Genomic DNA, 23,695 nt, shown 5'->3' with positions numbered 1-23,695 from the left:
TAACGGCTCGATTGTGAATGAGGGCGGTTTGCGCGACAGGGCGGTTCATTGGATTGACCAGGCCATCCCCTAGGGCAAGCCTGTTCCCCCGCTTCATTCGTCCTGCAGATTGTCAATCAAACCTGATCAAATCATGTGAAGGAGAGTGTTTCTCATGTCCAAAATGTTTTTCATCTTCCTGGCGTGCGTCATGGTGCTTGGCATCGGCGTCAGTTCCTACGGAAACGAACTCAGCCCATCGGCCAACCAATCGGCGGAACGTATCAACAATTCGGTCAGCTCGCTCAAATACGACACCAGAAGTGAACGGGTGCAGTTCCAAATGCAGGACGGCACTCCGTATACCAGCAACTGATGCTGAATCTTCAGGCGTTTCTCATCATCCTGGTCATGGTTGGCAGCCTGTGCGCGTTCATATGGGGGACCGACCCCCCGAAACAGTTGAAACAAACCCAACAGGAAAGGGTGTTCAGGGCAGCGACGTTCAGCTTTCATTAAAAAATGGGCGATCGCTGACCGGCTGTGATGGTCAAGACAAAGGTTTTTCTCATCTGCTTGTCTGTCATGATTGTGCTGTTTTCCGCCGTCGCCGCCTGCCAGATGTACGCGATGGAACGAGCGATCGCACGCGGAATTTTCGCCGATGTGCTGGATGACATGCAGGATATCGGCTATCTCGATCCGGCCCTTGCCGATTACTACCGGCAAAAGATGGCGGAGCTGGGCTGGGATGTGACGGGAGACGTGTTTGCGGGGAGCTGGCCGCAAGCGGAACAGCAGCGGGCCTTGAAGGAGCGAAACGAGATGGTCACGCTTACCCTCACCGTTCGGCCTTCCCGTGTCGCTCAATGGTTGAATCAGTTTGCGGAAGGCAATGCCGCGTTCTTTTTTACGGGCAGCCGTCCCTCCGAATATTTCGATCCGGGGTGGTAGTGTGAACAAAATAATTGCCGTGCTTGCATTGATGGTGATCGTCCTGCCCATAACCGTTCACCTGCTGTTGAGCGGCCCCGACAACCTCCTTTCGGCCTGCACGCGGTTTTTCGGGGACCTGCTGGAAAACGCGACGCGGTTTGGGACGGGCTGATGGGACAAGTCGTGGCGGTTCTTCTCAATGTGATGGTGCTTCTGCTGGTCCCTCTGGGCATCCTGCAGATTCATACCGTGGTGCAGACGCATAACGAATTGTTGGAGGTGAGCGCTGCCGCCGCCAAATACGTCAGCAATCACGGGGGCGGCAGCGATGCAGAAGTGATGGCTGACGTCCGTTCCTTTGTCTCGCGGGAACTGGCAGAGAAATCGTTTTCCCTGCCGGACGGAGATCTGTCCGTCCGCATCACCAGAACGCGGGCGGCCGATCCGGTATTGTGGAGTCACGAAGACGAATTTTTGCTGCAGGTGGAAGTCCCCTATCCCCGCCTGACCGAACTGCTTCCCGGAGGCAGCGAAACGATGCGGGTCGAGCGGTACGGGACGATCAATATCATGGATTACGATTTATGAATCGGTCTGCGAATGAGGCGGTCAGCCCAATAGAATGGCGGCGCCCATGGGAAATGGCTGCCGAACCGTTTCGGAAGGGAGGGGAGGCTTACGGGCATCAATGTGCTGTCCATTTCGGCCCTGCTGTTATTTCTGCTGGTCGGTCTGTTTGTCGTCGACGCCGACATCGCCATGCAGAAAAAAACGGAAGTCAAAACGCTGTTGGAACTGGCCAACCATCACGCTACCTTTGCGGTCGAGCCGGTGTTGAAGACAGAGGGCGTCATCGATCTGGTCGAGGAAGAGGCGCTGCTCCGCTTTGACCAGCGCATGCGGGAGAACGGCGGCTATCGCCGGGAAGGAAGCGCCTACGTGCCTGCCGCCGACAGCGTCACTACCGATCCGCTGCGGTTTGTTCGCCATTACGTCGACTTTCGTTCCTGGCGCAAAGACCTGCAGCTCCGGCTGCGATACGACGGAGCCGCCCTGATCCTGGAGCAGGCGGTAACCGGCGCAGAGCGTCCGTCCGGCGGCCATCTGCAGATTGCGGTGGTGACCGAGCGGGGAGAGGAACTCCGGCTTGCCCCGAAAACAATGGTGGGCCCCTCCCATGTGGTAGTCGCGTACGTCGACGAACGTCCGTTTCTGCCGGTGCTGCCCGCTCACGCTTTTCCCGTCGTCAGCGTCGAGGAGTTGAAGCGGTAATGCCGCCTTCGTGACCATCGCCAATCTTCGACTTTTTTCTCCATGCATCCCGTCTTTCCGGGATGTTTTTTATGTAAAGAAACAAAGTCGGCTCGACCTAAAAATGGCAGCGCTTCCATCAACTATTTGCATATACTAACGTTAATATTCTGTAAACAGGGAGGAATTGCCCAGGCTTTGTCGAAATACGCATACAGTAACGCATCCGAGAACACCTGGCTGAACCTCAACGTGAATATCCATTCCAGAGAAGTGAGGGTTGCATATGACTGTGAGTACCTCCACTTTCCAGTCTACTCCCCGTCGCTGGCGGGAAGTCGAAAAGCAGTTGGGAATAACCGTGCCCCGCTCGTTGCGGTCTGACACGTCAGCCCTGCTGTTTCTGGAAAACGTCGCTGCAACACCCATGTTGGACAAAGAGGAAGAGCTGGACTGCCTGGTTCGCTATCAGCGTGACGGCGATTTGAACGCCCGTGAGACGCTGGTGCGGGCCTATTTGCGCTATGTGGTCAGCACAGCCCTGCGCCATTTGAAAAAGGGCATGCCGTTTATGGATTTGATTCAGGAAGGGACGATCGGCCTGTTCACCGCCATTGACAAGTTTGACGTGAGCCGAGGGGTCCGTCTCTACCATTATTCACACTGGTGGATTTCGCAGGCGATCACCCGCGCGATTAACGATAAAGGCACACTGATCCGCATTCCCGTTCACATGCACGAGCAGATTCGGCAGTATCAAAAGCAGGTGATCCACCTGGCCCACATGCTGAACCGCACGCCGGAGCGGCAGGAAATTGCCGACTGGTTGGACATCCCCGTGGAAAAGGTGGAAGCGATCGAGTATGCGTTGATGCTGAAAATGGAATCGATTGATGCTGAACTGGACGACGAACCGAACTCGTTTGAACACGATGACGAATGCCTGAGCTACGCGGAGATCGTGGACGACGGCGAGGCGTCGCTGGAGGACTGGATCGAGAAGATCGATCTGCGTGCCCACATGCGGGCCGCGCTGGAACGGCTCAGCCCGCGCGCCCAAGAGATCATCGCCATGCGCTACGGCCTGTACGACGACCAGGTCTACACGCTGGAGGAAGTGGGCAGGATGTTCGGCCTCACCCGCGAGCGCATCCGCCAGATCGAGGCGACCACCATCGATCGGCTGCGCAAGCAAAAGTGTTCCCGCGTGCTGAAAGAATACCTGACATGACAGCGCTTCTATACAAAACGCATCCCCTCGCTCGCCGAGGGGTTTTTTGTTGGGAGATACCACCTGTCCGGCTTGTTGGGGCACTCACTGGCCAAGCCGCCGGTCCACAGTGCGTGTACCGCAGGGATGCTAAATACTGCCCGGATTGGGCGGGAAGCTGCCGCTTTCCCTATTCGCCACCCCCACCAAACGCCCCAAACGTCGCCTTTTTCTGTCCGTGCTCCGCGCTGCACCCCTCGGCTTGAACGGTACCGGTTCTCTTGTGGTACACTACTTCTTGCAGACGTCATGGCAAAAGGAGGATCGCTGCATGAGCGATTATTTGATACGGGCGACCGGGTTTGACGGGCATGTGCGCGCGTTTGCCGCCCGGACGACCGGCATTGTGGAAGAAATGAGACGCCGCCACGACATGTGGAACACGGCGGCGGCGGCCGCGGGGCGGACGTTGACCGTCACCCTGATGATGGGGGCCATGCTGAAAGGAGACGAGCGGCTTTCCGTCAAAGTAAAAGGGGGCGGGCCGATTGGGCAGATTATCGCCGAGGCCAACGCCCACGGGGAAGGCATCGCGTACGTGACCAACCCACACGTCCACTTCGAACTGAACGACAAGGGCAAACTGGATGTGGCCCGCGCGGTCGGCACCGACGGGTTTTTGTACGTGGTCAAGGACCTGGGGATGAAGGAGCCGTACAAGGGCAGTTCCCCGATCGTCTCCGGTGAAATCGGCGAAGATTTCACCTACTACTTTGTCACCTCGGAGCAAACCCCGTCCGCGGTCGGCGTGGGCGTGCTGGTCAACCCGGAAGATCGCTCCGTGCTGGCTGCCGGCGGATTTATTCTGCAGCTCATGCCGGGTACGCCGGACGAGGTGGTGAGCCAGATCGAAGAGCGTCTGGGGCAGCTCCCGCAGGTCTCCCGCATGATCGGGGAAGGACTGACGCCGGAGGAGATTCTGGCGCGCGTGGTGGACGAGCCGAAAATTCTCAGCCGGACCGACATTCAGTTCCGCTGCACCTGTTCGCCGGAAAAAGTGAGCCAGGCGCTGGTCAGCCTGGGCCGGGAGGAAATGACGGCCCTGATTGAAGAGAAGGGCGAAGCGGAGGTCCACTGTCATTTCTGCAACGAGCGCTACCACTACGATAAAGCGGCGCTGGAGGAGATTCTGCAGGAGATGTAAACCCGTCTTGGGGGAGGGAAAGGTGTGACGAACGCCAAAACGCTGTGGACGCTGATCGGAGCGCTGGTGGTGCTGCTGCTCGTCGTGAGCTGGTCCTGGTACCGATCGTCCGCCGCCTTCCACCCGGCGGCGATCGTCGGGGAGCGGACGATCAGCGAAGCCGACTGGGTGGCGATGCTCAAACAGAAGTACGGACAGCAGGTCCTGGAGGACATGATCAACCGGGAAGTGGTCTTTCAAGAGGCGAAGCGGCTGGGCGTCACAGTCGATCCCAAGCGGGTGGAGGATGAGCTGGCGCAGATTCGTGAGAGCTACGGCAGCCGCACCGACGCCGAGTTTCGGGAGGCGTTGGCGAAGCAGGCCGGCACCACGTTGGACGCGCTGCGGCAGGAGATTGCCTACCAACTGCTGTTGCAGGAGCTGGCCATCAAGGATATCGCCATCAGCGACGAGGAGCTGCTCGCCTTTTACAGCAGCCATCCGGAGCGCTACGCCCGGCCGATGCAGGTGCGGCTCCTGCAGATCGTGGTCGCCTCCCGCGGCGAGGCGCAGCAGGTGCTGAACGAACTGAACGGCGGCGCCAACTTCGCGACGCTGGCCAAAGAGCGGTCCATCGATTCGCTGACGGCGGCCAACGGTGGCGACGCAGGGTGGGTGACGCTGAACGATTCCCGGCTTCCGGAAGCGGCCAAAGAGGTGATCGCGTCGCTGGGGATGCAGGTGAACAGCGAACCGGTGGAGATCGACGGAACGTTCACCATCTACCGGATCGTGGATCGCAGGGAAGCGGAACAGGTGACGTTTGAACAGGCCAAGGACGAGATTCGCCGGGAGATGGCGCTCGCCCAGGTGGAATCCCTGGATGTCGTTCTGGAGCGTTTGCGGAAAGCGGTCGGCGTCCAGGTGTCTGGGCAAATGCCTCATTGACCGGCTGGGCATACCTTGTTATAATTATGCCAATAAAACCTAGTATTTTACTCGGTTATCAAAAGGGGGATGGACACAATGCGTGTCGCCAATTCCATTACGGACCTGATCGGGTATACGCCGCTGGTGAAGCTGAACCGCGTCGTCAGCGCTGATATGGCCGACATTTACCTGAAGCTGGAGTTTTTCAATCCGGGCAGCAGCGTCAAGGACCGGATTGCTCTGGCGATGATCGAAGCCGCCGAGGCGGAAGGCAAATTGAAACCGGGAGACACGATTATCGAACCGACGAGCGGCAACACCGGGATCGGCCTGGCCATGGTGGCGGCGGCCAAAGGATACCGCGCCATCCTGGTCATGCCGGAGACGATGAGCATTGAGCGGCGCAATCTGCTGCGCGCCTACGGAGCGGACCTGGTGCTGACACCGGGCAGCGAAGGCATGGGCGGCGCGATTCGCAAGGCGGAAGAGCTGGTGCGGGAAAATCCTTCCTATTTCATGCCGCAGCAGTTCAACAACCCGGCCAACCCGAAAGTGCACCGGGAGACGACCGGTCGGGAGCTCTTGGAGCAGGCAAAGGAAATCGGCGGGATCGACGCGTTTATTTCCGGCGTCGGCACCGGCGGGACGATCACCGGCGTCGGTCAACTGCTGCGCGAACATTACCCCCATGTCCACATTGTCGCAGTGGAACCGGCCGCCTCGCCCGTCCTGTCCGGCGGCAAACCGGGCCCGCACAAGATTCAGGGCATCGGTGCCGGCTTTGTACCGGCGATTCTGGACACCAATGTGTATGACGAGATCATCAAGGTAGAAAACGAGGAAGCCTTCGAAACGGCACGACGCGTCGCCCGCAACGAAGGGATTCTCGGCGGCATTTCTTCCGGTGCGGCCATTTTCGCCGCGCTGAAGGTGGCGCAGAAGCTGGGCCGGGGCAAAAAAGTGGTGGCGGTCATTCCGAGCAACGGTGAACGCTACCTGTCCACCCCGCTGTATCAGTTTGAAGAATAGGACGGAACGAAACGTCGGCTTGCGGCCGGCGTTTCTTTTTGCATGCGATACGCTCCGTGCAGCCAATAAGTAGCCGCCAAAAGTCCCCGGCGGTTGTGGTATGCTAGAGGCGAAAATGCAGAATGACGGAGCGTGAATTGATTTGATCCTGCCATCCTTTACCGACATCCAGAAGTATGCCGGCGAGTATCCGTACGTCCCGCTCGCCGTTCGCCTCGCCTGGCCGGACCACCTGGACCCGTGGGAACTGCTGAAGGCCCTGCAGCCTTCCCTGGAGGGGGCGGCGCTCTTGGAGAGCGGACGAGCCGGCCGCTTTACCTACCTCGCCTGGCAGCCTGTCGCGGTGATGCAGAGCAAGGACCTGCAAACCACGGTCGCGTTCGCCGACGGCCAAACCGAACGGATTGCAGGGAAAACCCCGCTGTTTGCGCTTCGCGAGCTGCTGGCCCGCTACCGGACGCCGGTTGTGCCGGGGCTGCCCGACTTTTGCGGCGGCGCGTTGGGATACCTCAGCTACGACATGAACCGTTTTTTTGAACCGACCCTGCCGCAGATCGCCGCAGACGACTTACGGCTGCCCGACCTGTATGTTATGATAGTGCAAGACCTTCTTGTCTTTGATCATGCGACGCGGGAATGCTTCTGCCTGACGCACCTGCCGACGAGTGGATTGACGGAAGATTCGTACCGCGACGCGGCGGAGCGCCTGTCACGCCGGGCCCGCGAGCTTACATCCCTGACGCGGGACGCGGAGGCGGACAACACCGACTGGGACGCGCTGCGCAAACGGCCGCTGGAGTCGGCCACCCCGGCCCAGGTGTCGTTTGCCCGGGAACAGTTTGAAGAGGCGGTGCGCCGCGTGCAGGCGTACATTGCCCAAGGGGACGTGTTCCAGGTGAACCTCTCGGTGCGGCAGAGCAAACCGATGCGGGTGGCGGCAGCGGACGTCTACGGCGTACTGCGCAAGCTGAATCCGTCGCCGTACATGGGCTACCTGCACTTCCCCGAGTTTCAACTGGTCAGCGGCTCGCCGGAGCTGCTCATCAAGGTAAAGGGCGGCGCAGTCAGCACCCGGCCGATCGCCGGCACGCGCCCGCGGGGGCATAACGACGCGGAGGACGAGGCACTGGTGCGCGAACTGGTGGAGAACGAGAAAGAGCGGGCGGAACACGTCATGCTGGTCGACCTGGAGCGTAACGACCTCGGCCGGGTATGCCGGTACGGCAGCGTGCGGGTGAGCGAGTTCATGGTCGTGGAAAAGTACTCCCACGTCATGCACATCGTCTCCCATGTGGAAGGAGAGCTGGCGGAGGGAAAAGACGCGTTTGACGCGGTCGCGGCCGCGTTTCCCGGCGGGACGATCACCGGTGCGCCCAAAGTGCGGACGATGGAGATCATCGAGGAGCTGGAACCGGTCAAACGGGGTGTCTACACCGGGTCGATCGGCTGGTTCGGGTTTAACGGCGACGTGGAGGTCAACATCGCCATCCGTACCATGGTGGTCAAGGACGGCATGGCCCACGTGCAGGCGGGAGCGGGCATCGTCATCGACTCCCGTCCCGAGGCGGAGTATGCCGAGTCGCTGAAAAAGGCGGAAGCGTTGTGGAAAGCATTGGAGTTTAGTGAGCAGAGAAAGGCGAGTCGAGAGGAGTTGAGCGTATGATTTTGATGATTGACAACTACGATTCCTTTACCTACAACCTGGTGCAGTACGTGGGGGAGCTGGGCGAGGAGCTGCGGGTCGTCCGCAACGACAAGATCACGCTGGAGGAGATCGAGCGCCTCGCGCCGGACTACCTGATGATTTCGCCGGGGCCGTGCACGCCCAATGAGGCGGGCATCAGCATGGAGGCCATCCGCCATTTCGCCGGCAAAATCCCGATGCTGGGCGTATGTCTGGGCCATCAGTCGATCGGGCAGGTGTTCGGCGGCAAGGTCGTGCGCGCCGAGCGGCTGATGCACGGCAAGACGTCCGAGGTGTTTCACGACGGACAGACGATCTTTCGCGGCATTCCCTCCCCGTTCACGGCGGCGCGCTACCACTCGCTGATTCTGGAGGAGGCGAGCCTGCCTGACGTGCTGGAAGTGACCGCGCGGACGGCGGAAGGGGAGATCATGGCCGTGCGCCATCGCCATTACCCGATCGAAGGCGTGCAGTTTCACCCCGAGTCGATCATTACCCAGCACGGCAAACAGCTCCTGCAAAACTTCTTGGACACGTACGCGAGACACACGGCAGGATAACGCATAGATACAGACGCTGAGCATGCGAAACCGCCCGATCCACTCGGGCGGTTTTTTACGTTTCGACAATGGGACTGCCGGAACCGTCCTTTCCGCAGCCCAACCGGCCAGGGTGAGCAAAAATATAAAAGATAGGTTGATATGATCTTGAAAATGACTATTTCAGAAAATTCGTATTATTAAATCATACATTCTTTCGCCTGCATCGCGTCCACGCCCAATGCTCATCCCGCAAATTGAAACCCCTTTCATTTTTGGATCACGCACATTGCGGTTGGCCAATCTGACGCGCTTCCGGCAGTGGACGAATAGGGAAATGCTTGCAATTTCCGGGCGGGGAGAAAAGGAGGTGACGTACGGTCCGGCCGGTTGGCGGCGTGTCAGGGACACGATCATCGGGAGCCGGCAGTACCCCATCCATTTCTGGCATGTATCACCCATACGTTGAAGGAGGGAAGAAAATGTCGACGGTTGACGGCACCAGCGCGCTTTCTGCTGATAACGCGACCCACGTCGTTATCAGCCGCCGACAGATGGTCACGGCGTCCGTGGCGTCTTTGTTGGGATGGTCTTTGGATCTGTTTGACTTGTTCATCCTTCTGTATGTAGCTCCCGTGATTGGCACGCTGTTCTTTCCTGCAGACGTTCCCACGCTCTCCCTGGCGGCCGTGTATGCGTCGTTCGCCGTCACTCTGCTGATGCGGCCGATCGGCTCCGCGGTGTTCGGTTCCTATGCAGACCGGCACGGTCGGAGGCGGGCGATGATTGTTGCGGTGACCGGGGTGGGCATCTCCACCGCGCTGTTCGGAGCGCTGCCGACCGTGCAGCAAATTGGAGCGTCGGCGGCTGTGCTGTTCATCATCCTGCGGCTGGTCCAGGGGATTTTTGTTGGCGGCGTGGTCGCTTCGACACACACCATTGGCACCGAGTCCGTTCCCCCGAAGTGGCGCGGATTCATGTCGGGTCTTGTCGGAGGAGGAGGGGCCGGCCTGGGAGCCCTGCTGGCTTCCATCGTGTACTTTCTGGTCTCTGCCGCTTTTCCAGGGCCGGCCTTTCACGAGTGGGGATGGCGGTTCATGTTTTTCACCGGACTGATCAGTTCGGTCCTGGGTCTGTTTGTCTTTCGAGCGCTCGAGGAGTCTCCGCTGTGGATGCAATCGAAACAACAGTCGGCAGGAGCCGCGAAGCCGGTGGTCTCGCCGGTGCGAACGGTCTTTTCGCAGTACTTCACGGTTTTGCTGGTCAACCTGCTGCTCGTCATCGGAGGCGGTACCGCCTATTACCTGACCTCCGGGTACCTGCCGACGTTTCTCAGCGTCATCAACAAGCTGTCGAGCGGGACCTCCTCGATGGTGCTCATGGGGGCCAGCGTGATGGCGATCATATCGGCGGTCTTGTTCGGATCGCTCAGCGACGTGTTCGGCAGGAAGAAGATATTCATGTTCATCGGCGTTCTCAACCTGCTTGTTCTGCCCTTCCTTTATTTGGGACTGGCAGACGCTGCATCCCTGCCGGCCATTGCGTGTTACGCGCTGGCCCTGGCGTTTCTGGGAAACGCGGCGTATGCGCCCATCCTCATTTTTCTCAACGAACGGTTTCCGACCGTGATCCGCTCCAGCGGAACCGGGTTGTCCTGGAACATGGGGTTTGCGGTCGGGGGAATGATGCCGACGTTCGTCTCGCTGGCCAGCAGAACGACAGCCGACATCCCCTATTCGTTGATGTACTTTTCCATCGGGGTGTTCGTCCTGTATCTGATTGGCAGTCTGGTCATCCCGGAAACAAAAGGGAAGTTCGACTGATCCGGTGGCGGAATCCGGTGCAAGCAGGGCGGGCAACAGACGTGTAACCAGTTTCATGTGGAGGCGAACCTGTTTCAGAGAGTATGGACTGATGGTGTCCGTTCGCCAATCTGACAACAGACGGAGGGGACGCATGTTTGCCGTAACGGAACAAAAACCTGTTGTGTACTACAACTACGTGGGGGGAGAATGGACGGAATCTTCCTCAAAAGAGCGGTTGGAGTCGTATAACCCGGCCACCGGCGAATTGGTGGGCTGCGCGCAGAACTCCACCGTTGCAGACGTGGAGCAGGCGATCGACGCGGTGTACCAGGCATTCCAGCACAGCGATTGGGGCTGCAATCCCAAACGCCGCTATGAGGCGCTGCTCGGATTGGCGCACAAAATCGAAGAGAATCTGGAGCGCCTGGCCGTGCTGCTGACCTGCGAGCAGGGGAAGACCATCCGCGAGTCCCGCCTTGAACTGGCCGGCTGCGTGGACACCTTGAAATACTTCGCGGGTGCGGCGCGCGCCGTGTTCGGCCGCTCGATCCAACTGGAGCCGGGGAATTTCGGCGTGATTGCCAAGGAGCCGATCGGCGTGGTCGGCATCATCTCGCCCTGGAACTGGCCGGCGCTGCTGATGATTCGCGAATTGGCCCCCGCGCTTGCTGCGGGCAACGCCGTGCTGGTAAAGCCGGCCAGCCTGACACCGGCCATTTCCGTGGAGATCGTGAAACTGATTGACGAAATCCCGCAGTTCGCCAAAGGCATCGTCAGCATGGTCACCGGCCCGGGCCGTTCGATCGGAGCAGCCATGGGAGGAAGCAGGAAAATCGACATGATCAGTTTTACCGGAGATACCTCGACCGGAAAGACGATCATGGAACTGGCCACGAGCAACATCAAGAAGCTCGCGCTGGAACTGGGGGGCAAATCTCCCAACGTGGTGTTTGAGGACGCCCGTTTGGATAAAGCGATTCCCCTGATTGGACGCTCCATTTTTATTTCCGCAGGCCAGATCTGCATGGCCGGCTCCCGGCTCCTGGTGCACGAGGCCGTCAAGGATGAGGTCGTATCCTGCCTGCAGGACTATGCCGAACGTCTCCGCGTTGGCAACGGACTGCATGAATCCACAGACATGGGACCGGTGATTTCCCAAACCCAACTGGATCTGATTGCCGAATACTGTGAAATCGGCCGCCGCGAGGGCAGGATCATTACGGGCGGTTATCGGTTGGAGGGCGGGGACTATGACAAGGGCTACTTCTTTGCGCCGACGATTATCGATGATCTGCCGCCCTCCTGCCGTGTCGTGCGGGAGGAAATTTTCGGTCCGGTTCTGGCCGTACAGACCTTTTCCAGCGAGGAGGAAGCGCTTGCCTTGGCCAACGATACCGACTTCGGCTTGTCGGCGGGCGTCTGGACCTCCGATGTGAACCGGGCGCTGCGCATGTCAAAGGGTATCAAAGCGGGAACCGTTTGGATCAATACGTACAACAAAAACTTTCCCGAGGCGGAATTCGGCGGCTACAAACAGAGCGGCTTGGGGCGTACGCGGGGCATTGACGGCTTGATGGAATACTGCGAGACCAAGCATATCCACTTCGAGATCGAGTAATGCCGGGATCAGGAAGAAGGGAGCGAGACGATGCGTTTGAGTCAAACGGTTCAGGGGACGGATTTTGCCTTTTCCTTTCACCTCCCCACGTTGATCGAGTTTGGGTACGGCAGGGCTTCCCGTCTCGGAGAGCGACTGCAGCATCTGGGGGTCACGAACGTGTTTGTGGTGACGGACAAAGGCGTGGAAGCGGCAGGCCTGCTGAATGGACTGGTGGGGTCGCTGCAGTCTGCGGGCATTGCGTTCGACTTGTATACGGAAGTGGAGCCCGATCCCGGTCTGGAGACGATCGATCGCGGGGCGGCGGTCTTTCGCGCAAAACCGTACGACTGTCTGGTTGCGGTCGGCGGCGGAAGTCCGATTGATGCGGCCAAGGGGATGCGGGTTGTCGCGTCCTGCGGGGGAAGCATTGCCGATTATGCGGGCGTGAACCGTGTCCCAATGGCTCCGGCAGTCCCGCTTGTTGCCGTTCCCACCACTTCGGGCACAGGCAGCGAAGTCACGATGTTTGGGGTCTATTCCGATTGGCATAACCACGTGAAAGTGACCGTGACAAGTCCGCACATGGCGCCGACCATTGCCCTGGTCGATCCGGCATTGACCGTGAGCCTGCCCGCCAAAATGACGGCCGCGTCCGGGATTGATGCGCTGGCGCATGGAATCGAGACGTTCTTTTCCGTGCGATCCCGCCCCGCATCCGACGCCCTGGCCATGGAAGCGATCGCCGCGGTGAATGCCCACTTGCGCCGTGCGGTTCATGACGGATCTGACGTCGAAGCGCGCATCGGGATGTCACATGGCAGTCTGTTGGCTGGCATGGCTTTCACCAATGGATTTCTGGGGCTTGCCCACGCGATTGGAAGTGCACTTTCCGGGCATTGCCACGTTCCTCACGGGATTGCCATCGGGCTGCTTTTGCCCCATGTGGTCGCCTTCAACGCCCCCGCGCGTCCGGACAAGGCGGCACAGCTTGCGAGACTGTTGGGAGTGGAGGCGAATCCGAGGGAGGAACGAGGGGAAGAGGCTTCGGCGGCTGTCGCCCGGATGGTTGCAGATATCGGGCTGCCCACCCGGCTTCGTGACGTCGGTGTCCCTGAAGAGAAGCTCCCCGCGATCGCCAAAGACGCATTCAAGAGCGGCATGATGACGTGCAATCCGCGCCAGCCGACCGAACAGGAAGTAAGGGAATTGTTACGGCGAGCGTTTTGATCGGCGGTGCAGCGGATCATCATCTGATAACATTTTCGGGAGGTATGCGATCATGAGCAGCCATTTTCATCAAGACACGACGGATGAGTTCATCCCCAGCCTGGACAAGACAACGGACGAAGTCGCATGGGATCTGTACCGCAAAGCCATCCGGTTTGGCAATTGGGATCCGGCGGCCATTGACCTCAGCCAAGACAAGCAAGACTTTGCGGCTCTCGACGAGGATCTGAAAGGGTATCTCATTCATTTCTGCACGGGGTTTCTGGATGCGGAAGAAAACGTGGCGCTAAAGTTCTGCCCATGGATCATGCTGGGTTCTTCCACGGAACAGCAGGCTTTTCTCAGTACCCAACTGCTCGAGGAATTCAAGCATACCGAGTTTTTCATGCGGTATTTCAAGGAAGTGTTCGGGCGTGAGCGCATTTCCGGTGTACAAAACATCGTGCAGCAGAAGCTCGATGAACGTGTGAAAAAGATGCTGGCCGCGCTCGAGCAGGGGCCCGAGGAACGCGAGGCGGCATTGGTGGAAGGGTTGACCCACTACCAGGGCATCATCGAAGGCGTTCAGGCCATGACCGGTTACGACGTGTATGAAGCCGTCTTCGGCAGCAAAGGGCTGCTGCCGGGATTAGGCGAAGGGTTTGCCCGGATCAAGGAAGATGAAGGACGTCACGTGGGGTTCGGCCTTCGGATGCTGAAGCTGTTTGCCCGCAACCCGGCGCATGCCAGGCGCATCCGCGCGCTGTACGACGAATATCTGCCGCACATCCTGATCCGATACGATCAGCCGGTCGTCGTGGATGGACGGGAATACCCTACGCCGCCTGAGGTTCGGGGACGCGAGCGCTTGACCAAAATGTTTGAGCGTCGGCTGAGAGATATCTTTGGCAAACCGGTATCCGTGTAAGCGAACAGGAGGGGGCCGATGGTGAACGGAAGCATGATGATGGTGAGGGGATCGGAGGCTTGATCGTTGATGAGAGCAAAGACGTTTCGCACGTGGCTGGAATACCTGCAGGCGCAGGACCGGTTGGCCGTCATTGACAGACCGGTCAGCCTGCGGTTTGAGCTTGCCGCGTTGGCCAAAAAACTGGACGGCAGGAAAGCGGTCTTCTTTTCACAGGTGGACGATTACCAGGTGCCTGTGGTTTCGGGGATATGCTCGACGCGGGAACAATTTGCGGAAGCGTTGGAAACCGACCCATACGGCCTTATCCCCAAGTTTGCGCAGGCGGTCGCCTCCCCCGTTCCCTGCCGGCAGGTAAAAAAGGAGGAGGCTCCCGTAAAGGACCACATCCGGCTGGATGATATCGATCTGATGCGGATGCTTCCGATTCCCGTGCACCATGAGAAGGACGCGGGCAGCTACATCACCGCCGGCCTGTTTATCGTTCGCGACCCTGTTACCCGGAAGCAGAACGTGTCGATCCACCGTCTGCAGGTCTCCGGGAAAAACCGCCTGGGGGTTTTGCTCCTGCCCCGGCATACCTTTCATCTGTACAAACAGGCGGAGGAAGCGGGCAGACCGCTGGAATGCGCAATCGCCATCGGCGTCGATCCGGCTACGCTGCTGGCGTCGCAGGCGAGTACGCCGTTTGGGGTGGACGAACTGGAAATCGCAGGTGCGCTTCGCGGCGAACCGCTCGAAGTGGTGCGGTGCGAGACGGTCGACATCGACGTCCCGGCGTATGCGGAGATTGTGCTGGAAGGCCGGATACTCCCGAACGTTCGGGAACCGGAAGGGCCGTTCGGTGAGTTTCCCAAGTACTACGGTCCGCGCAGCGACAAGGAAGTCGTCGAAATTACAGCCGTGACCCATCGCAGCCATCCCATCTTTTACACGATTGTGCCGGCGGGGTATGAACATTTGCTGCTCGGCGGCATCCCGCGGGAGGCGAGCCTGTTCCAAACGATTCGGCAAGCGGTGCCGAGCGTCAAGGCGGTCCATATGAGCCCCGGTGGAACGTGCCGCTACCACGCGGTGGTGTCCATCCAAAAAAGAAACGAGGGAGAAGGGAAAAACGCCATCGTTGCCGCACTGGCCAACAGCTTTGACATCAAACATGTGGTCGTCGTCGATGAAGACGTTGACATCTTCAACATGGAAGAGGTGGAATGGGCCGTCGCTACCCGCTTTCAGGCCGAGCGGGATTTGGTCGTGGTGCATGGGGCGCAGTCGTCCAGGCTGGACCCCTCGACCAAGGACGGCGTCGGGTCGAAAATGGGCTTGGACTGTACCGTTCCGTTGGGCAGTGAGCCGATGCGGTACCTGCGAATCAACATCCCCGGATACGAAGAGATCCGGTTGGAGGATTACCTGCGTCCGGGTGGCGGTACGCTTGGGGAAACCTATCTGGAAAGGGGAAAGAAAGCTGTTCGCTGAACAAGCGTGCAGGCAGCGGCCGATCATACCGGCGGGACGATGCAGCAAGGCGGGGCAGGTGAACGGTTGCGTATCATCTGCCCCTTTTTTCCGGTTCGCCGTTCATCATGCAGCACGCGCGGCGCACTCGAAAAAACAAAATATTAACACAATATTTATCCAGAATTAACCGTGTGTCGACGATCCGCTTGTACAATCGACGTAAAAGATCCGTAAAGATCCGAGTAAAGGAGCGAACGTGCAATGGACGTGAATCGTCGACAGTTTTTGACGTATCTCGGCGCGGGTACGGCAGCCCTGGCTTCTCTGGCGACCGGCATTCCGGCGCTGGCGGCGGGAGAATCGATCTCCAGCAAAACGGCTGACCACCTGTTCGGGCTGGAGGCAAAAACGCACAAGTTTTCCCCCAAATTCAAACCGATCCAGCCGACCACCAAGGACGACGTGGTGCTGCCCGACGGATTCCGATACGACGTCGTGGCCGTCTACGGCGACAAAATCAACAAAACCGGCGACACGTTTGGCTTCAACGCCGACTTCACCTGTTTCCTGCCGATTGACGGCAAGGCGGATCACGGCCTCCTGTGGGTCAACCACGAGTATCTGGGCGAACTGGAATACTACGTCACCGGCTATGACGCTCTCAACGCCGATCCGAAAAACAACCAGCGGACTCCGGAGCAAATCAGGAAGTACCTGTATGCGCTGGGCGGTTCCGTGATCGAAGTGAAAAAGGAAAACGGCAGATGGAAGCTCGTGAGCGACTCCACGTACGGCCGCCGCGTCAGCGGATTGACCAAACACGTGCTCACCGGTCCGGCCGCGTCCACCGCCAAGGAAGTAACCGGCACGTTCGCCAACTGCTCCGGCGGCGTGACGCTGTGGAACACCGTCCTCTCCTGCGAAGAGAACTTCCAGGACGTGGTGAACGACTGCAAGCTGCCGGACAGCCGCCACTACGGATGGGTGGTGGAGGTGGATCCGTTCGATCCGAATTCCACGCCGAAAAAGCATACCGCCCTGGGCCGTTTCTCCCATGAAAACACGGCCATGGTGATCGCTCCGACGGGACAGCTCGTCGTCTACATGGGCGACGACGCCAACGACCAATACGTGTACAAATACGTCTCCAAAGGCACGTTCGACCCGAAAGCGGGCAAACACAACTCAAGGCTGCTGGAAGAAGGCACGCTGTACGTGGCCAACTTCGGCAAGGGCGCATGGATCGCGCTGGACTATGCGGCCAACGAAGCGCTGCAAAAGGCAGCCGACAGCGAAGGCAAACCGCTGTTTGCCTCCCAGGCCGACGTGCTGGTCAACTGCCGCGATGCAGCCAAAGCCGTTGGTGCCACCCCGATGGACCGTCCGGAAGACGTCGAGGGTGCATCCGATCGACGGCAGCGTCTTTATCTCGATGACGAACAACGCCAAGCACGGCAACTTCTACGGCCAGATCGTCCGCCTGTTTGAAAAGGACGGCAATCATGCCGGCACCGCGTTTACCTTTGAAATCTTTGCCGCCGGCGGTCCGCAGAGCGGTTTTGCCGCACCGGACAACCTGGCGTTCGACAGCGCGGGCAACCTCTGGGTGGTGACCGACATCTCGTCGTCGTCCATGAACAGCGGCATCTACACGACATTCGGCAACAACGGCGTCTACTTCATCCCGACCTCCGGTGCCCACAAAGGGGAAGCGGTGCAGTTCGCTTCTGCACCGATCGGCGCGGAGATGACCGGCCCGTGGTTTACGCCGGACGAAACGACGCTGTTCCTCTCCGTGCAGCATCCGGGGGAAAACCTGACGTCCTACGACCGGCCGACCAGCCACTGGCCGAAAGGCGGCAGCGCGGTCGCTCTGCCCGGCGTCATTGCCATCACCGGCTTTTAATCCGCGAGGGAGTGTAGCCTGACATGTTATCCAGCATCGGCATCCCCGGGCTCATCTTGATCCTGATCATCGCCCTGGTCATCTTCGGGCCGAGCAAGCTGCCGGAGATCGGCCGCGCCTTTGGCCGGACGCTGACGGAGTTCAAGTCGGCGGCCAGGGACCTGACCAAAGACGACGATGAGGAAAAGAAAGTGAAGGGTCCGGACGTCTCCGCGAACAGCGGGGAGAAGCGTTGAAGCGAGTCAAAGTCAGCCATCCGGCACAAAAAGGTGGTGCGTCCCGTGCGCACTGCCTTTTTCCCTGTAGCGTGGCTTACCATGTCGCCTTGTGGAGGAGGGATACGCGTGCGCCAGGAGATGCCGTTTCTCGAACACCTGACCGACCTGCGCCGCCGCCTGATCATCGTTTTGTCCGCGTTTGTCGTCAGCCTGGTGACGTGCTTTTTGTTTGTCGACCATATCTACCGGTTCCTGGCCAGCCGCGCGACGGAAAAGCTGGCGGTTCTGGGGCCGGGCGACATCTTGGCCATTTATCTCAAGCTGGCCGGGGTAGGCGCGGTTGCCGTCACCATTCCGATCGCCGCGTACCAGGCGTGGCGGTTTGTCGTCCCCGCGCTGACGGAGCGGGAGCGAACGGTGGCGCTGATGTACATTCCCGCCCTGTTTCTGCTCTTTTTGTTCGGCTTGGGCTTTGCCTATTTCGTGCTGTTCCCGATGATGTACCGCTTTGTCCTGGGACTGTCCAACGGCAGCTTTGACCTGGTGATTACGGCCAACGACTACTTTACGTTCATGATGAACATCTGTCTGCCGTTCGGGTTCCTGTTCGAACTGCCGGTGGCGGTGCTGTTTCTCAGCCATCTGGGCATTCTCAACCCGCACCGGCTGGCCCGCATGCGCAAGCCGGCCTACTTTTTGCTCTGCGTCGTTTCCATTGCCATCACGCCGCCCGACTTCGTCTCCGACGTGCTGGTGATTGTGCCGCTGATCGTCCTCTACGAGCTCTCCGTCACCATCTCCCGGGTGGTTCACCGCAAACGGGTCCCGGAAGGAGCGCTGAACGGGTAGAAATGTGGTATGATGCTCTCGAATACGGATTTTCGGGAGCGAGCGCGATGCATGTCTACGTAAACGGAACGATCATGCCTGCGGAAAAGGCGTCGGTGTCCGTCCTGGATCACGGTTTCCTGTACGGGATTGGCCTGTTTGAAACGGTGCGCGTGTACCAGCGACGCCTCTTTCTGTGGGACGACCATTACGCCCGGCTCAGCTCCGGGCTTTTGGCGCTGCGCATCAAAGCGCCGTGGACGGCTGAGGAACTGGCCGACGCGATCCTGCGGACGGCGGACGCCAACGGGCTGGAAGACGCGTATGTGCGGCTCAGCGTGACGGCGGGTCTGGAGGGAGTCGGCCTGGCGGCGGACGGGTACGCGCGGCCGTCGCTGTTTATCTTTGCCAAGGAAGTGCCGCCCCTGGCGGAACCGCCCCGGCCCAAGAAGCTGCAGACGCTGTCTGTACCGCGCCAGACTGCGGAGGGCCATCAGCGGTTCAAATCGCACAACTATTTGAACAACGCGCTGGCCCGCCTGGAGCTGGGGGCGCAGCCGGACGTGGAAGGGCTGTTTTTGACGCGGGACGGCTATGTGGCGGAAGGCATCGTCAGCAACCTGTTTTGGGTGACGAACGGCCGGTTGTACACGCCTTCCACGGACACAGGCATTCTCGACGGCGTGACGCGGCGGCATGTGCTGAACCTGGCGCGGCGGCTCGGCATCCCCGCGCAAGAGGGATGGTACCGGCCGGATGCGCTGGTGCAGGCGGACGAAGTGTTTGTGACCAACTCGGTGCAGGAGATCGTGCCGGTGAGTGAAATCGACGGCCGACCGGTGCCGGCTCCGTACGGGGAACACACCCGTGCCCTGCGCCGCGCCTACCGCGAATCGGTAGCGTCCGGTGGGTAAGTATGGTATGCTATCAATCAACATGCCACCTTGTCATGGCAACGTGAAGGGGAGCTAGGCAGATGAAGCACAATCCATTCGTGATACATGGCCGGAGCCGGGCCGAACTGGCGGCGGAACTGTCCGGCCGAAACGGGAGCGAGTCCGACCTGGAGCGGCTGGCCGATGCGGGAGAACCGCTGTTGATCCACCTGGAGCGGCTGGCGCCGGCGGCTGCAGGACTGCTGCGGACAAGCGTACAGGCGTGCGGAGGCGATGCGGTCGTTCTCGACAATCCGGCTGCGTCCGGCTTGTCCGACGTCATCATCCAGGCGACGCGAGGCCAGTTGGAGGGCCTGCTGCACCGTCTGCCGGATCAGGAAGGCGGCCTGCGGGAAGCGGCCGAGGAAGTGCGGGAGCTGATGGCCATGCGTCGGCAGCTTCAGCAGCGCCGGGAGCTGGTCTGCGGCCGTTACGTGCTGCCGTTGGGACAGCGGACTCTGGTGATGGGGATTTTGAATGTGACGCCCGACTCGTTTTCCGACGGCGGCCGTTACGTGGACCTGGATCAGGCGGTTGCCCGGGCCCTCGCGATGGTGGAAGCGGGAGCGGACATCATCGACATCGGCGGGGAGTCGACGCGTCCCGGCGCTGCGGAGGTAGGGCTGGAGGAAGAGCTGGAGCGCGTCATGCCGGTCATCCGCGCGCTGGTGGAGGAAGTGCCGGTCCCGCTGTCCATTGACACCTACAAGTCCGAAGTGGCGGAGCAGGCAATCAGAGCCGGCGCCCACATCATCAATGACGTCTGGGGAGCCAAAAGAGACCGGCGGATCGCCCAGGTTGCCGCGCGCTACGATGTTCCGATCATTTTGATGCACAACCGGGAGGACATGGCCTACACCCGCTTCTTCAGCGACATGGTGCGCGATCTGCGGGAATCGGTCCGCATCGCGCGGGAGGCTGGCGTCCGCGACGAGCAGATCATCCTCGATCCGGGGATCGGGTTTGCCAAAACGCTGGACCACAACCTGGAGGCGATGCGCCGCCTGGACGATCTGGTCGCGCTCGGCTATCCGGTACTGCTCGGCACGTCGCGCAAATCGATGATCGGCAAGGTGCTCGACCTGCCGGTTCATGACCGGGTGGAGGGTACGGCTGCCACCGTTGCCCTGGGCGTGGCGAAGGGCTGCCACATCGTCCGGGTGCACGACGTCAAGGAAATGAAGCGCGTCGTCGCGATGATGGACGCGATGTGCAAGGGAGGCCTCCCTGTTGGATAAAATCTACTTCAACCGCATGTCGTTTTACGGCTATCACGGCGTGTTCGAGGCGGAGGCGCAGCTTGGACAGCGCTTTTACGTGGATCTGGTGCTGTCGTTGGACTTGTCCCGCGCCGGAGCCAGCGACGATCTAAACGATACGGTCAATTACGCCGATATCTTTGATTGTGTTCGAAAAATCGTCGAAACAGAGCGATACAACCTGGTGGAAGCGTTGACGGCCCGCATTGCCGGCCAACTGCTGCAGTCGTTTCCGATCGCGGAAGTGACCGTGAGAGTGACGAAGCCCAACCCGCCCATCAACGGCCAGTACGACTCGGTTGCCATCGAGATGACGCGCAGAAGAGAGGACAGGAACGCATGACGGTACGGTCGTATCTCGCCCTCGGTTCCAACCTGGGGGACCGGGCGGACAACTTGCGGCAGGCAGTGCAGAAGCTAAACGGACGGAAGGGCATCCGCGTCGTGCGGGTCTCGCCCGTGTACGAAACCGATCCGGTCGGGTACGTGGAGCAGGACGCGTTCCTGAACATGGCGGTCGCGGTGGAAACGGACCTGTCCCCGGAAAAACTGCTGGAGGAAGCGCTGGCGGTGGAACGGGAACTGGGACGGGTGCGCACCGTCCGCTGGGGGCCGCGCACGATCGACATTGACGTGCTGCTGTACGGCCGCCAAGCGGTGAAACAGGAACACCTGGTCATTCCCCATCCGGCGATGGTGGAGCGGGCGTTTGTCCTGATCCCGCTGCGCGACGTCTGGGAGGGAGGGCCGCTTCCCGTATTCGGCCGGACCGTCGAAGACCTTCTCGGGTTGTTGCCGCAGGATGACAAGGGGGTACGAAAATGGGGAACAATCGATTGGGCAATCGCATTCGGTCATTCCGGAAGCTGAAGGGGTACACGCAGCAAACCCTGGCCGACAAGATGGGCGTGTCCCTGTCGTTTGTCGGTTCACTGGAGAGGGGCACCCGCACGCCGACCGAACCGGTGCTGCGCAAAATTGCCAGCACTTTACAGGTGGACTACGAAGAATTATGTGCTATAAATAATAAATGACCTTTTGGATGGGTCTGACGCTCTCCGCATCACCCGCCCGCGCACGTATGCGGCGCAGAGGTCACCTGTACCTTGCGGGAAAAGGAGGTTGAGTATAGATGAAAATCGGTAACATCGAACTGAAAAACAACGTCGTTCTTGCGCCGATGGCCGGGGTGTGTAATCCCGCTTTCCGCTTGATCGCCAAAGAGTTCGGCACCGGTCTGGTCTGTGCCGAAATGGTCAGCGACAAGGGAATCGTGCACGGCAACAAGAAGACGATGGATATGCTGTTTGTCGACGAACGGGAAAAGCCGTTGAGCCTGCAGATTTTTGGCGGGGACAAGGAAACGCTGGTGGAAGCGGCGAAGTATGTCGACAAGAATACCAACGCGGACATTATCGACATCAACATGGGCTGTCCGGTCCCCAAGATCGTGAACTGCGACGCCGGCGCCCGGCTGCTGCTGGACCCGAACAAGATTTACGAGGTCGTCTCGGCGGTCGTCGATGCCGTGGACAAACCGGTCACGGTCAAAATGCGCCTGGGCTGGGACGACGAGCATTTGTACGCGATTGAAAACGCCCAGGCGGTGGAGCGTGCGGGCGCCCAGGCGATTGCCGTCCACGGCCGCACCCGCGTGCAGATGTACAAGGGCAAGGCCGATTGGAACTGGATTCGCCGCGTCAAGGAAGCGGTCTCCATTCCCGTGATCGGCAACGGCGACGTCGCGACGCCCGAAGATGCGCGCCGCATGCTGGACATGACCGGCTGCGACGGCGTCATGATCGGCCGCGCCGCTTTGGGCAATCCGTGGATGCTGTACCGCACCGTTCAGTACCTGACCAAAGGGGAACTGCCGCCGGAGCCGACAGCCCGCGAAAAGGTGGAGATTTGCCTGCTGCACGCGCAGCGGCTGATCGCCTTGAAGGGACCGCGCGTCGGCGTCCTGGAGATGCGCAAGCACGCGGCCTGGTACCTGAAAGGCCTGAAAGGGGCCACCCATACCAAGAACCTGATCAATGCCGTGGAGACGGAGGAGGAGCTGCGCCGCATCCTGATGGACTACGTCGAATGGGTGGAAAACCACGCCGACGATCTCGACGAAGCGGACGTCTCCGTGCAGGAAGAAGCCGTCAGCTATTAACATCCCAGACATTGACAAGGGTTCCTTCATATCCTATAATACGTCGTATTATCAGGACTCAAGCTGCCAGTTCAACCTGGCAGCTTTCCCTATGAAGCCTCATGAGCATGCACGTTCGAGCTGTATATTGTATAGAACATCTACATATAATCCTTTGTACTTTACCAGGTGTGAAGGAATTATCTGTAAACGGGGGAATTGAACCATGTCGGAAAAAGAAGTGATTCTTACACCAGAAGGTTTGGCGAAACTGGAACAAGAGCTTGAGGATTTGAAAACGGTTAAACGAAAAGAGGTAGCGGCGCGGATCAAGGAAGCGATCAGCTATGGCGATATTAGCGAGAACTCCGAGTACGAAGAGGCGAAAAACGAGCAGGCCTTTATCGAAGGGCGCATTCTGACGCTGGAAAAAATGCTGCGCAACGCCCGCATCATCACCAACGAGGATGTGGACACCGGAGTGGTGAGCGTCGGCTCCACCGTCAAGCTGAAAGACCTGGAGTTTGGCGACATCGTCGAGTACACCATCGTCGGTTCCGCCGAATCCGATCCGATGAACAACAAGATCTCCAACGAATCTCCGGTGGGCCAGGCTCTGCTGGGCAAGGCCAAAGGAGCCATCGTCGACGTGCAGGTGCCGGCCGGCGTCA

Annotated in this window: 25 protein-coding genes and 1 pseudogene (1 of these 26 running past the window's edge); all 26 read left to right on the top strand. The window is 59.7% G+C overall.

Going from position 1 to position 23,695, the window contains the following annotated elements; all coding sequences use genetic code 11:
• Nucleotides 1-154 precede the first annotated feature (154 nt).
• A complete protein-coding gene (locus tag A6764_RS00695) occupies nt 155-355 on the top strand; it encodes a hypothetical protein (RefSeq protein WP_029097970.1) in 201 nt (66 codons plus the stop codon).
• A 209-nt stretch (nt 356-564) separates the two neighbouring features.
• Nucleotides 565-933 (top strand): hypothetical protein, encoded by a 369-nt coding sequence (locus A6764_RS00690; RefSeq protein WP_238550912.1) that lies wholly within the window; start codon nt 565-567, stop codon nt 931-933.
• Nucleotide 934: 1 nt separating this feature from the next.
• Nucleotides 935-1,087 (top strand): hypothetical protein, encoded by a 153-nt coding sequence (locus A6764_RS00685; protein ID WP_162836733.1) that lies wholly within the window; start codon nt 935-937, stop codon nt 1,085-1,087.
• Entirely contained in the window at nt 1,087-1,503 is a 417-nt protein-coding gene (locus tag A6764_RS00680) for a hypothetical protein (protein ID WP_035296692.1), read from the top strand. The genes A6764_RS00685 and A6764_RS00680 overlap by 1 nt, the downstream gene beginning before the upstream one ends.
• A gap of 120 nt (nt 1,504-1,623) precedes the next feature.
• Nucleotides 1,624-2,187, top strand: coding sequence for a hypothetical protein (locus A6764_RS00675; RefSeq protein WP_035296937.1), 564 nt, complete (start codon nt 1,624-1,626; stop codon nt 2,185-2,187).
• 265 nt (nt 2,188-2,452) lie between these two features.
• Complete coding sequence (locus A6764_RS00670) at nt 2,453-3,397, top strand: sigma-70 family RNA polymerase sigma factor (RefSeq protein WP_065067618.1); 945 nt, start codon at nt 2,453-2,455, stop codon at nt 3,395-3,397.
• A gap of 310 nt (nt 3,398-3,707) precedes the next feature.
• A complete protein-coding gene (gene hslO / locus A6764_RS00665; protein ID WP_029097965.1) occupies nt 3,708-4,580 on the top strand; it encodes an Hsp33 family molecular chaperone HslO in 873 nt (290 codons plus the stop codon).
• Between the two features lie 24 nt (nt 4,581-4,604).
• On the top strand, nt 4,605-5,507 hold the full coding sequence (locus A6764_RS00660) for a peptidyl-prolyl cis-trans isomerase (RefSeq protein WP_065067619.1): 903 nt from the start codon (nt 4,605-4,607) through the stop codon (nt 5,505-5,507).
• Nucleotides 5,508-5,585: 78 nt separating this feature from the next.
• A complete protein-coding gene (cysK, locus tag A6764_RS00655) occupies nt 5,586-6,518 on the top strand; it encodes a cysteine synthase A (RefSeq protein ID WP_035296697.1) in 933 nt (310 codons plus the stop codon).
• 142 nt (nt 6,519-6,660) lie between these two features.
• Nucleotides 6,661-8,181, top strand: a complete 1,521-nt coding sequence (locus A6764_RS00650; protein WP_413541964.1) for an anthranilate synthase component I family protein — start codon at nt 6,661-6,663, stop codon at nt 8,179-8,181.
• Nucleotides 8,178-8,762: an aminodeoxychorismate/anthranilate synthase component II gene (gene pabA / locus A6764_RS00645; protein ID WP_044898859.1), complete on the top strand. Its 585-nt coding sequence runs from the start codon at nt 8,178-8,180 to the stop codon at nt 8,760-8,762. Before A6764_RS00650 ends, pabA begins: the two co-directional genes overlap by 4 nt.
• Before the next feature lie 461 nt (nt 8,763-9,223).
• Entirely contained in the window at nt 9,224-10,564 is a 1,341-nt protein-coding gene (locus A6764_RS00640; RefSeq protein WP_065067620.1) for an MFS transporter, read from the top strand.
• Between the two features lie 133 nt (nt 10,565-10,697).
• The gene (locus A6764_RS00635) at nt 10,698-12,164 is read left to right on the top strand and encodes an aldehyde dehydrogenase family protein (protein ID WP_065067621.1); all 1,467 of its coding nucleotides are present in this window, start codon (nt 10,698-10,700) and stop codon (nt 12,162-12,164) included.
• A gap of 30 nt (nt 12,165-12,194) precedes the next feature.
• Nucleotides 12,195-13,373: an iron-containing alcohol dehydrogenase family protein gene (locus A6764_RS00630; RefSeq protein ID WP_065067622.1), complete on the top strand. Its 1,179-nt coding sequence runs from the start codon at nt 12,195-12,197 to the stop codon at nt 13,371-13,373.
• Between the two features lie 52 nt (nt 13,374-13,425).
• Nucleotides 13,426-14,280 (top strand): R2-like ligand-binding oxidase, encoded by an 855-nt coding sequence (locus tag A6764_RS00625; RefSeq protein ID WP_035296702.1) that lies wholly within the window; start codon nt 13,426-13,428, stop codon nt 14,278-14,280.
• 69 nt (nt 14,281-14,349) lie between these two features.
• Nucleotides 14,350-15,756, top strand: a complete 1,407-nt coding sequence (locus A6764_RS00620; RefSeq protein ID WP_065067623.1) for a UbiD family decarboxylase — start codon at nt 14,350-14,352, stop codon at nt 15,754-15,756.
• 243 nt (nt 15,757-15,999) lie between these two features.
• Nucleotides 16,000-17,644, top strand: a pseudogene (locus A6764_RS00615) (PhoX family protein).
• 23 nt (nt 17,645-17,667) lie between these two features.
• Nucleotides 17,668-17,880 (top strand): twin-arginine translocase TatA/TatE family subunit, encoded by a 213-nt coding sequence (gene tatA, locus A6764_RS00610; RefSeq protein ID WP_065067624.1) that lies wholly within the window; start codon nt 17,668-17,670, stop codon nt 17,878-17,880.
• Between the two features lie 108 nt (nt 17,881-17,988).
• Complete coding sequence (gene tatC / locus A6764_RS00605) at nt 17,989-18,711, top strand: twin-arginine translocase subunit TatC (protein WP_083989864.1); 723 nt, start codon at nt 17,989-17,991, stop codon at nt 18,709-18,711.
• Nucleotides 18,712-18,758: 47 nt separating this feature from the next.
• The gene (pabC, locus tag A6764_RS00600) at nt 18,759-19,604 is read left to right on the top strand and encodes an aminodeoxychorismate lyase (protein WP_065067628.1); all 846 of its coding nucleotides are present in this window, start codon (nt 18,759-18,761) and stop codon (nt 19,602-19,604) included.
• 62 nt (nt 19,605-19,666) lie between these two features.
• Entirely contained in the window at nt 19,667-20,863 is a 1,197-nt protein-coding gene (gene folP, locus A6764_RS00595; protein ID WP_141669731.1) for a dihydropteroate synthase, read from the top strand.
• A complete protein-coding gene (gene folB, locus A6764_RS00590; RefSeq protein ID WP_029097951.1) occupies nt 20,856-21,227 on the top strand; it encodes a dihydroneopterin aldolase in 372 nt (123 codons plus the stop codon). Before folP ends, folB begins: the two co-directional genes overlap by 8 nt.
• Nucleotides 21,224-21,754 carry a 2-amino-4-hydroxy-6-hydroxymethyldihydropteridine diphosphokinase gene (folK, locus tag A6764_RS00585; RefSeq protein ID WP_029097950.1) on the top strand — a complete coding sequence of 177 codons (531 nt, stop codon included), beginning with the start codon at nt 21,224-21,226 and terminating at the stop codon, nt 21,752-21,754. Before folB ends, folK begins: the two co-directional genes overlap by 4 nt.
• Nucleotides 21,706-21,918 carry a helix-turn-helix domain-containing protein gene (locus A6764_RS00580; RefSeq protein WP_029097949.1) on the top strand — a complete coding sequence of 71 codons (213 nt, stop codon included), beginning with the start codon at nt 21,706-21,708 and terminating at the stop codon, nt 21,916-21,918. Before folK ends, A6764_RS00580 begins: the two co-directional genes overlap by 49 nt.
• Nucleotides 21,919-22,016: 98 nt before the next feature.
• Nucleotides 22,017-23,045: a tRNA dihydrouridine synthase DusB gene (gene dusB, locus A6764_RS00575; RefSeq protein WP_029097948.1), complete on the top strand. Its 1,029-nt coding sequence runs from the start codon at nt 22,017-22,019 to the stop codon at nt 23,043-23,045.
• Nucleotides 23,046-23,250: 205 nt separating this feature from the next.
• A protein-coding gene (gene greA / locus A6764_RS00570; RefSeq protein WP_029097947.1) for a transcription elongation factor GreA crosses the window boundary here: on the top strand, nt 23,251-23,695 show its 5' portion. The gene runs 32 nt beyond the window's last position; the window shows 445 of its 477 coding nt (coding positions 1-445); its start codon is at nt 23,251-23,253; the stop codon falls past the right edge of the window.

Origin of the sequence: Brevibacillus sp. WF146 (genome assembly GCF_001673705.2) — a bacterium.
In the GTDB taxonomy this organism is placed as follows: Bacteria; Bacillota; Bacilli; order Brevibacillales; family Brevibacillaceae; genus Brevibacillus; species Brevibacillus thermoruber.
The sequence above is the reverse complement of the archived record's forward strand: the minus strand, read 5'-3'. Positions and strand labels throughout refer to the sequence as shown.

Coding starts and splice junctions, on each gene's coding strand:
- A6764_RS00625 (WP_035296702.1), top strand. CDS start 13,426: ATGAGCAGCCATTTTCATCAAGACACGACGGATGAGTTCATCCCCAGC.
- A6764_RS00630 (WP_065067622.1), top strand. CDS start 12,195: ATGCGTTTGAGTCAAACGGTTCAGGGGACGGATTTTGCCTTTTCCTTT.
- A6764_RS00620 (WP_065067623.1), top strand. CDS start 14,350: ATGAGAGCAAAGACGTTTCGCACGTGGCTGGAATACCTGCAGGCGCAG.
- cysK (WP_035296697.1), top strand. CDS start 5,586: ATGCGTGTCGCCAATTCCATTACGGACCTGATCGGGTATACGCCGCTG.
- hslO (WP_029097965.1), top strand. CDS start 3,708: ATGAGCGATTATTTGATACGGGCGACCGGGTTTGACGGGCATGTGCGC.
- A6764_RS00580 (WP_029097949.1), top strand. CDS start 21,706: ATGGGGAACAATCGATTGGGCAATCGCATTCGGTCATTCCGGAAGCTG.
- A6764_RS00635 (WP_065067621.1), top strand. CDS start 10,698: ATGTTTGCCGTAACGGAACAAAAACCTGTTGTGTACTACAACTACGTG.
- A6764_RS00695 (WP_029097970.1), top strand. CDS start 155: ATGTCCAAAATGTTTTTCATCTTCCTGGCGTGCGTCATGGTGCTTGGC.
- folP (WP_141669731.1), top strand. CDS start 19,667: ATGAAGCACAATCCATTCGTGATACATGGCCGGAGCCGGGCCGAACTG.
- dusB (WP_029097948.1), top strand. CDS start 22,017: ATGAAAATCGGTAACATCGAACTGAAAAACAACGTCGTTCTTGCGCCG.
- A6764_RS00690 (WP_238550912.1), top strand. CDS start 565: ATGATTGTGCTGTTTTCCGCCGTCGCCGCCTGCCAGATGTACGCGATG.
- pabC (WP_065067628.1), top strand. CDS start 18,759: ATGCATGTCTACGTAAACGGAACGATCATGCCTGCGGAAAAGGCGTCG.
- A6764_RS00640 (WP_065067620.1), top strand. CDS start 9,224: ATGTCGACGGTTGACGGCACCAGCGCGCTTTCTGCTGATAACGCGACC.
- folK (WP_029097950.1), top strand. CDS start 21,224: ATGACGGTACGGTCGTATCTCGCCCTCGGTTCCAACCTGGGGGACCGG.
- A6764_RS00680 (WP_035296692.1), top strand. CDS start 1,087: ATGGGACAAGTCGTGGCGGTTCTTCTCAATGTGATGGTGCTTCTGCTG.
- pabA (WP_044898859.1), top strand. CDS start 8,178: ATGATTTTGATGATTGACAACTACGATTCCTTTACCTACAACCTGGTG.
- tatA (WP_065067624.1), top strand. CDS start 17,668: ATGTTATCCAGCATCGGCATCCCCGGGCTCATCTTGATCCTGATCATC.
- A6764_RS00670 (WP_065067618.1), top strand. CDS start 2,453: ATGACTGTGAGTACCTCCACTTTCCAGTCTACTCCCCGTCGCTGGCGG.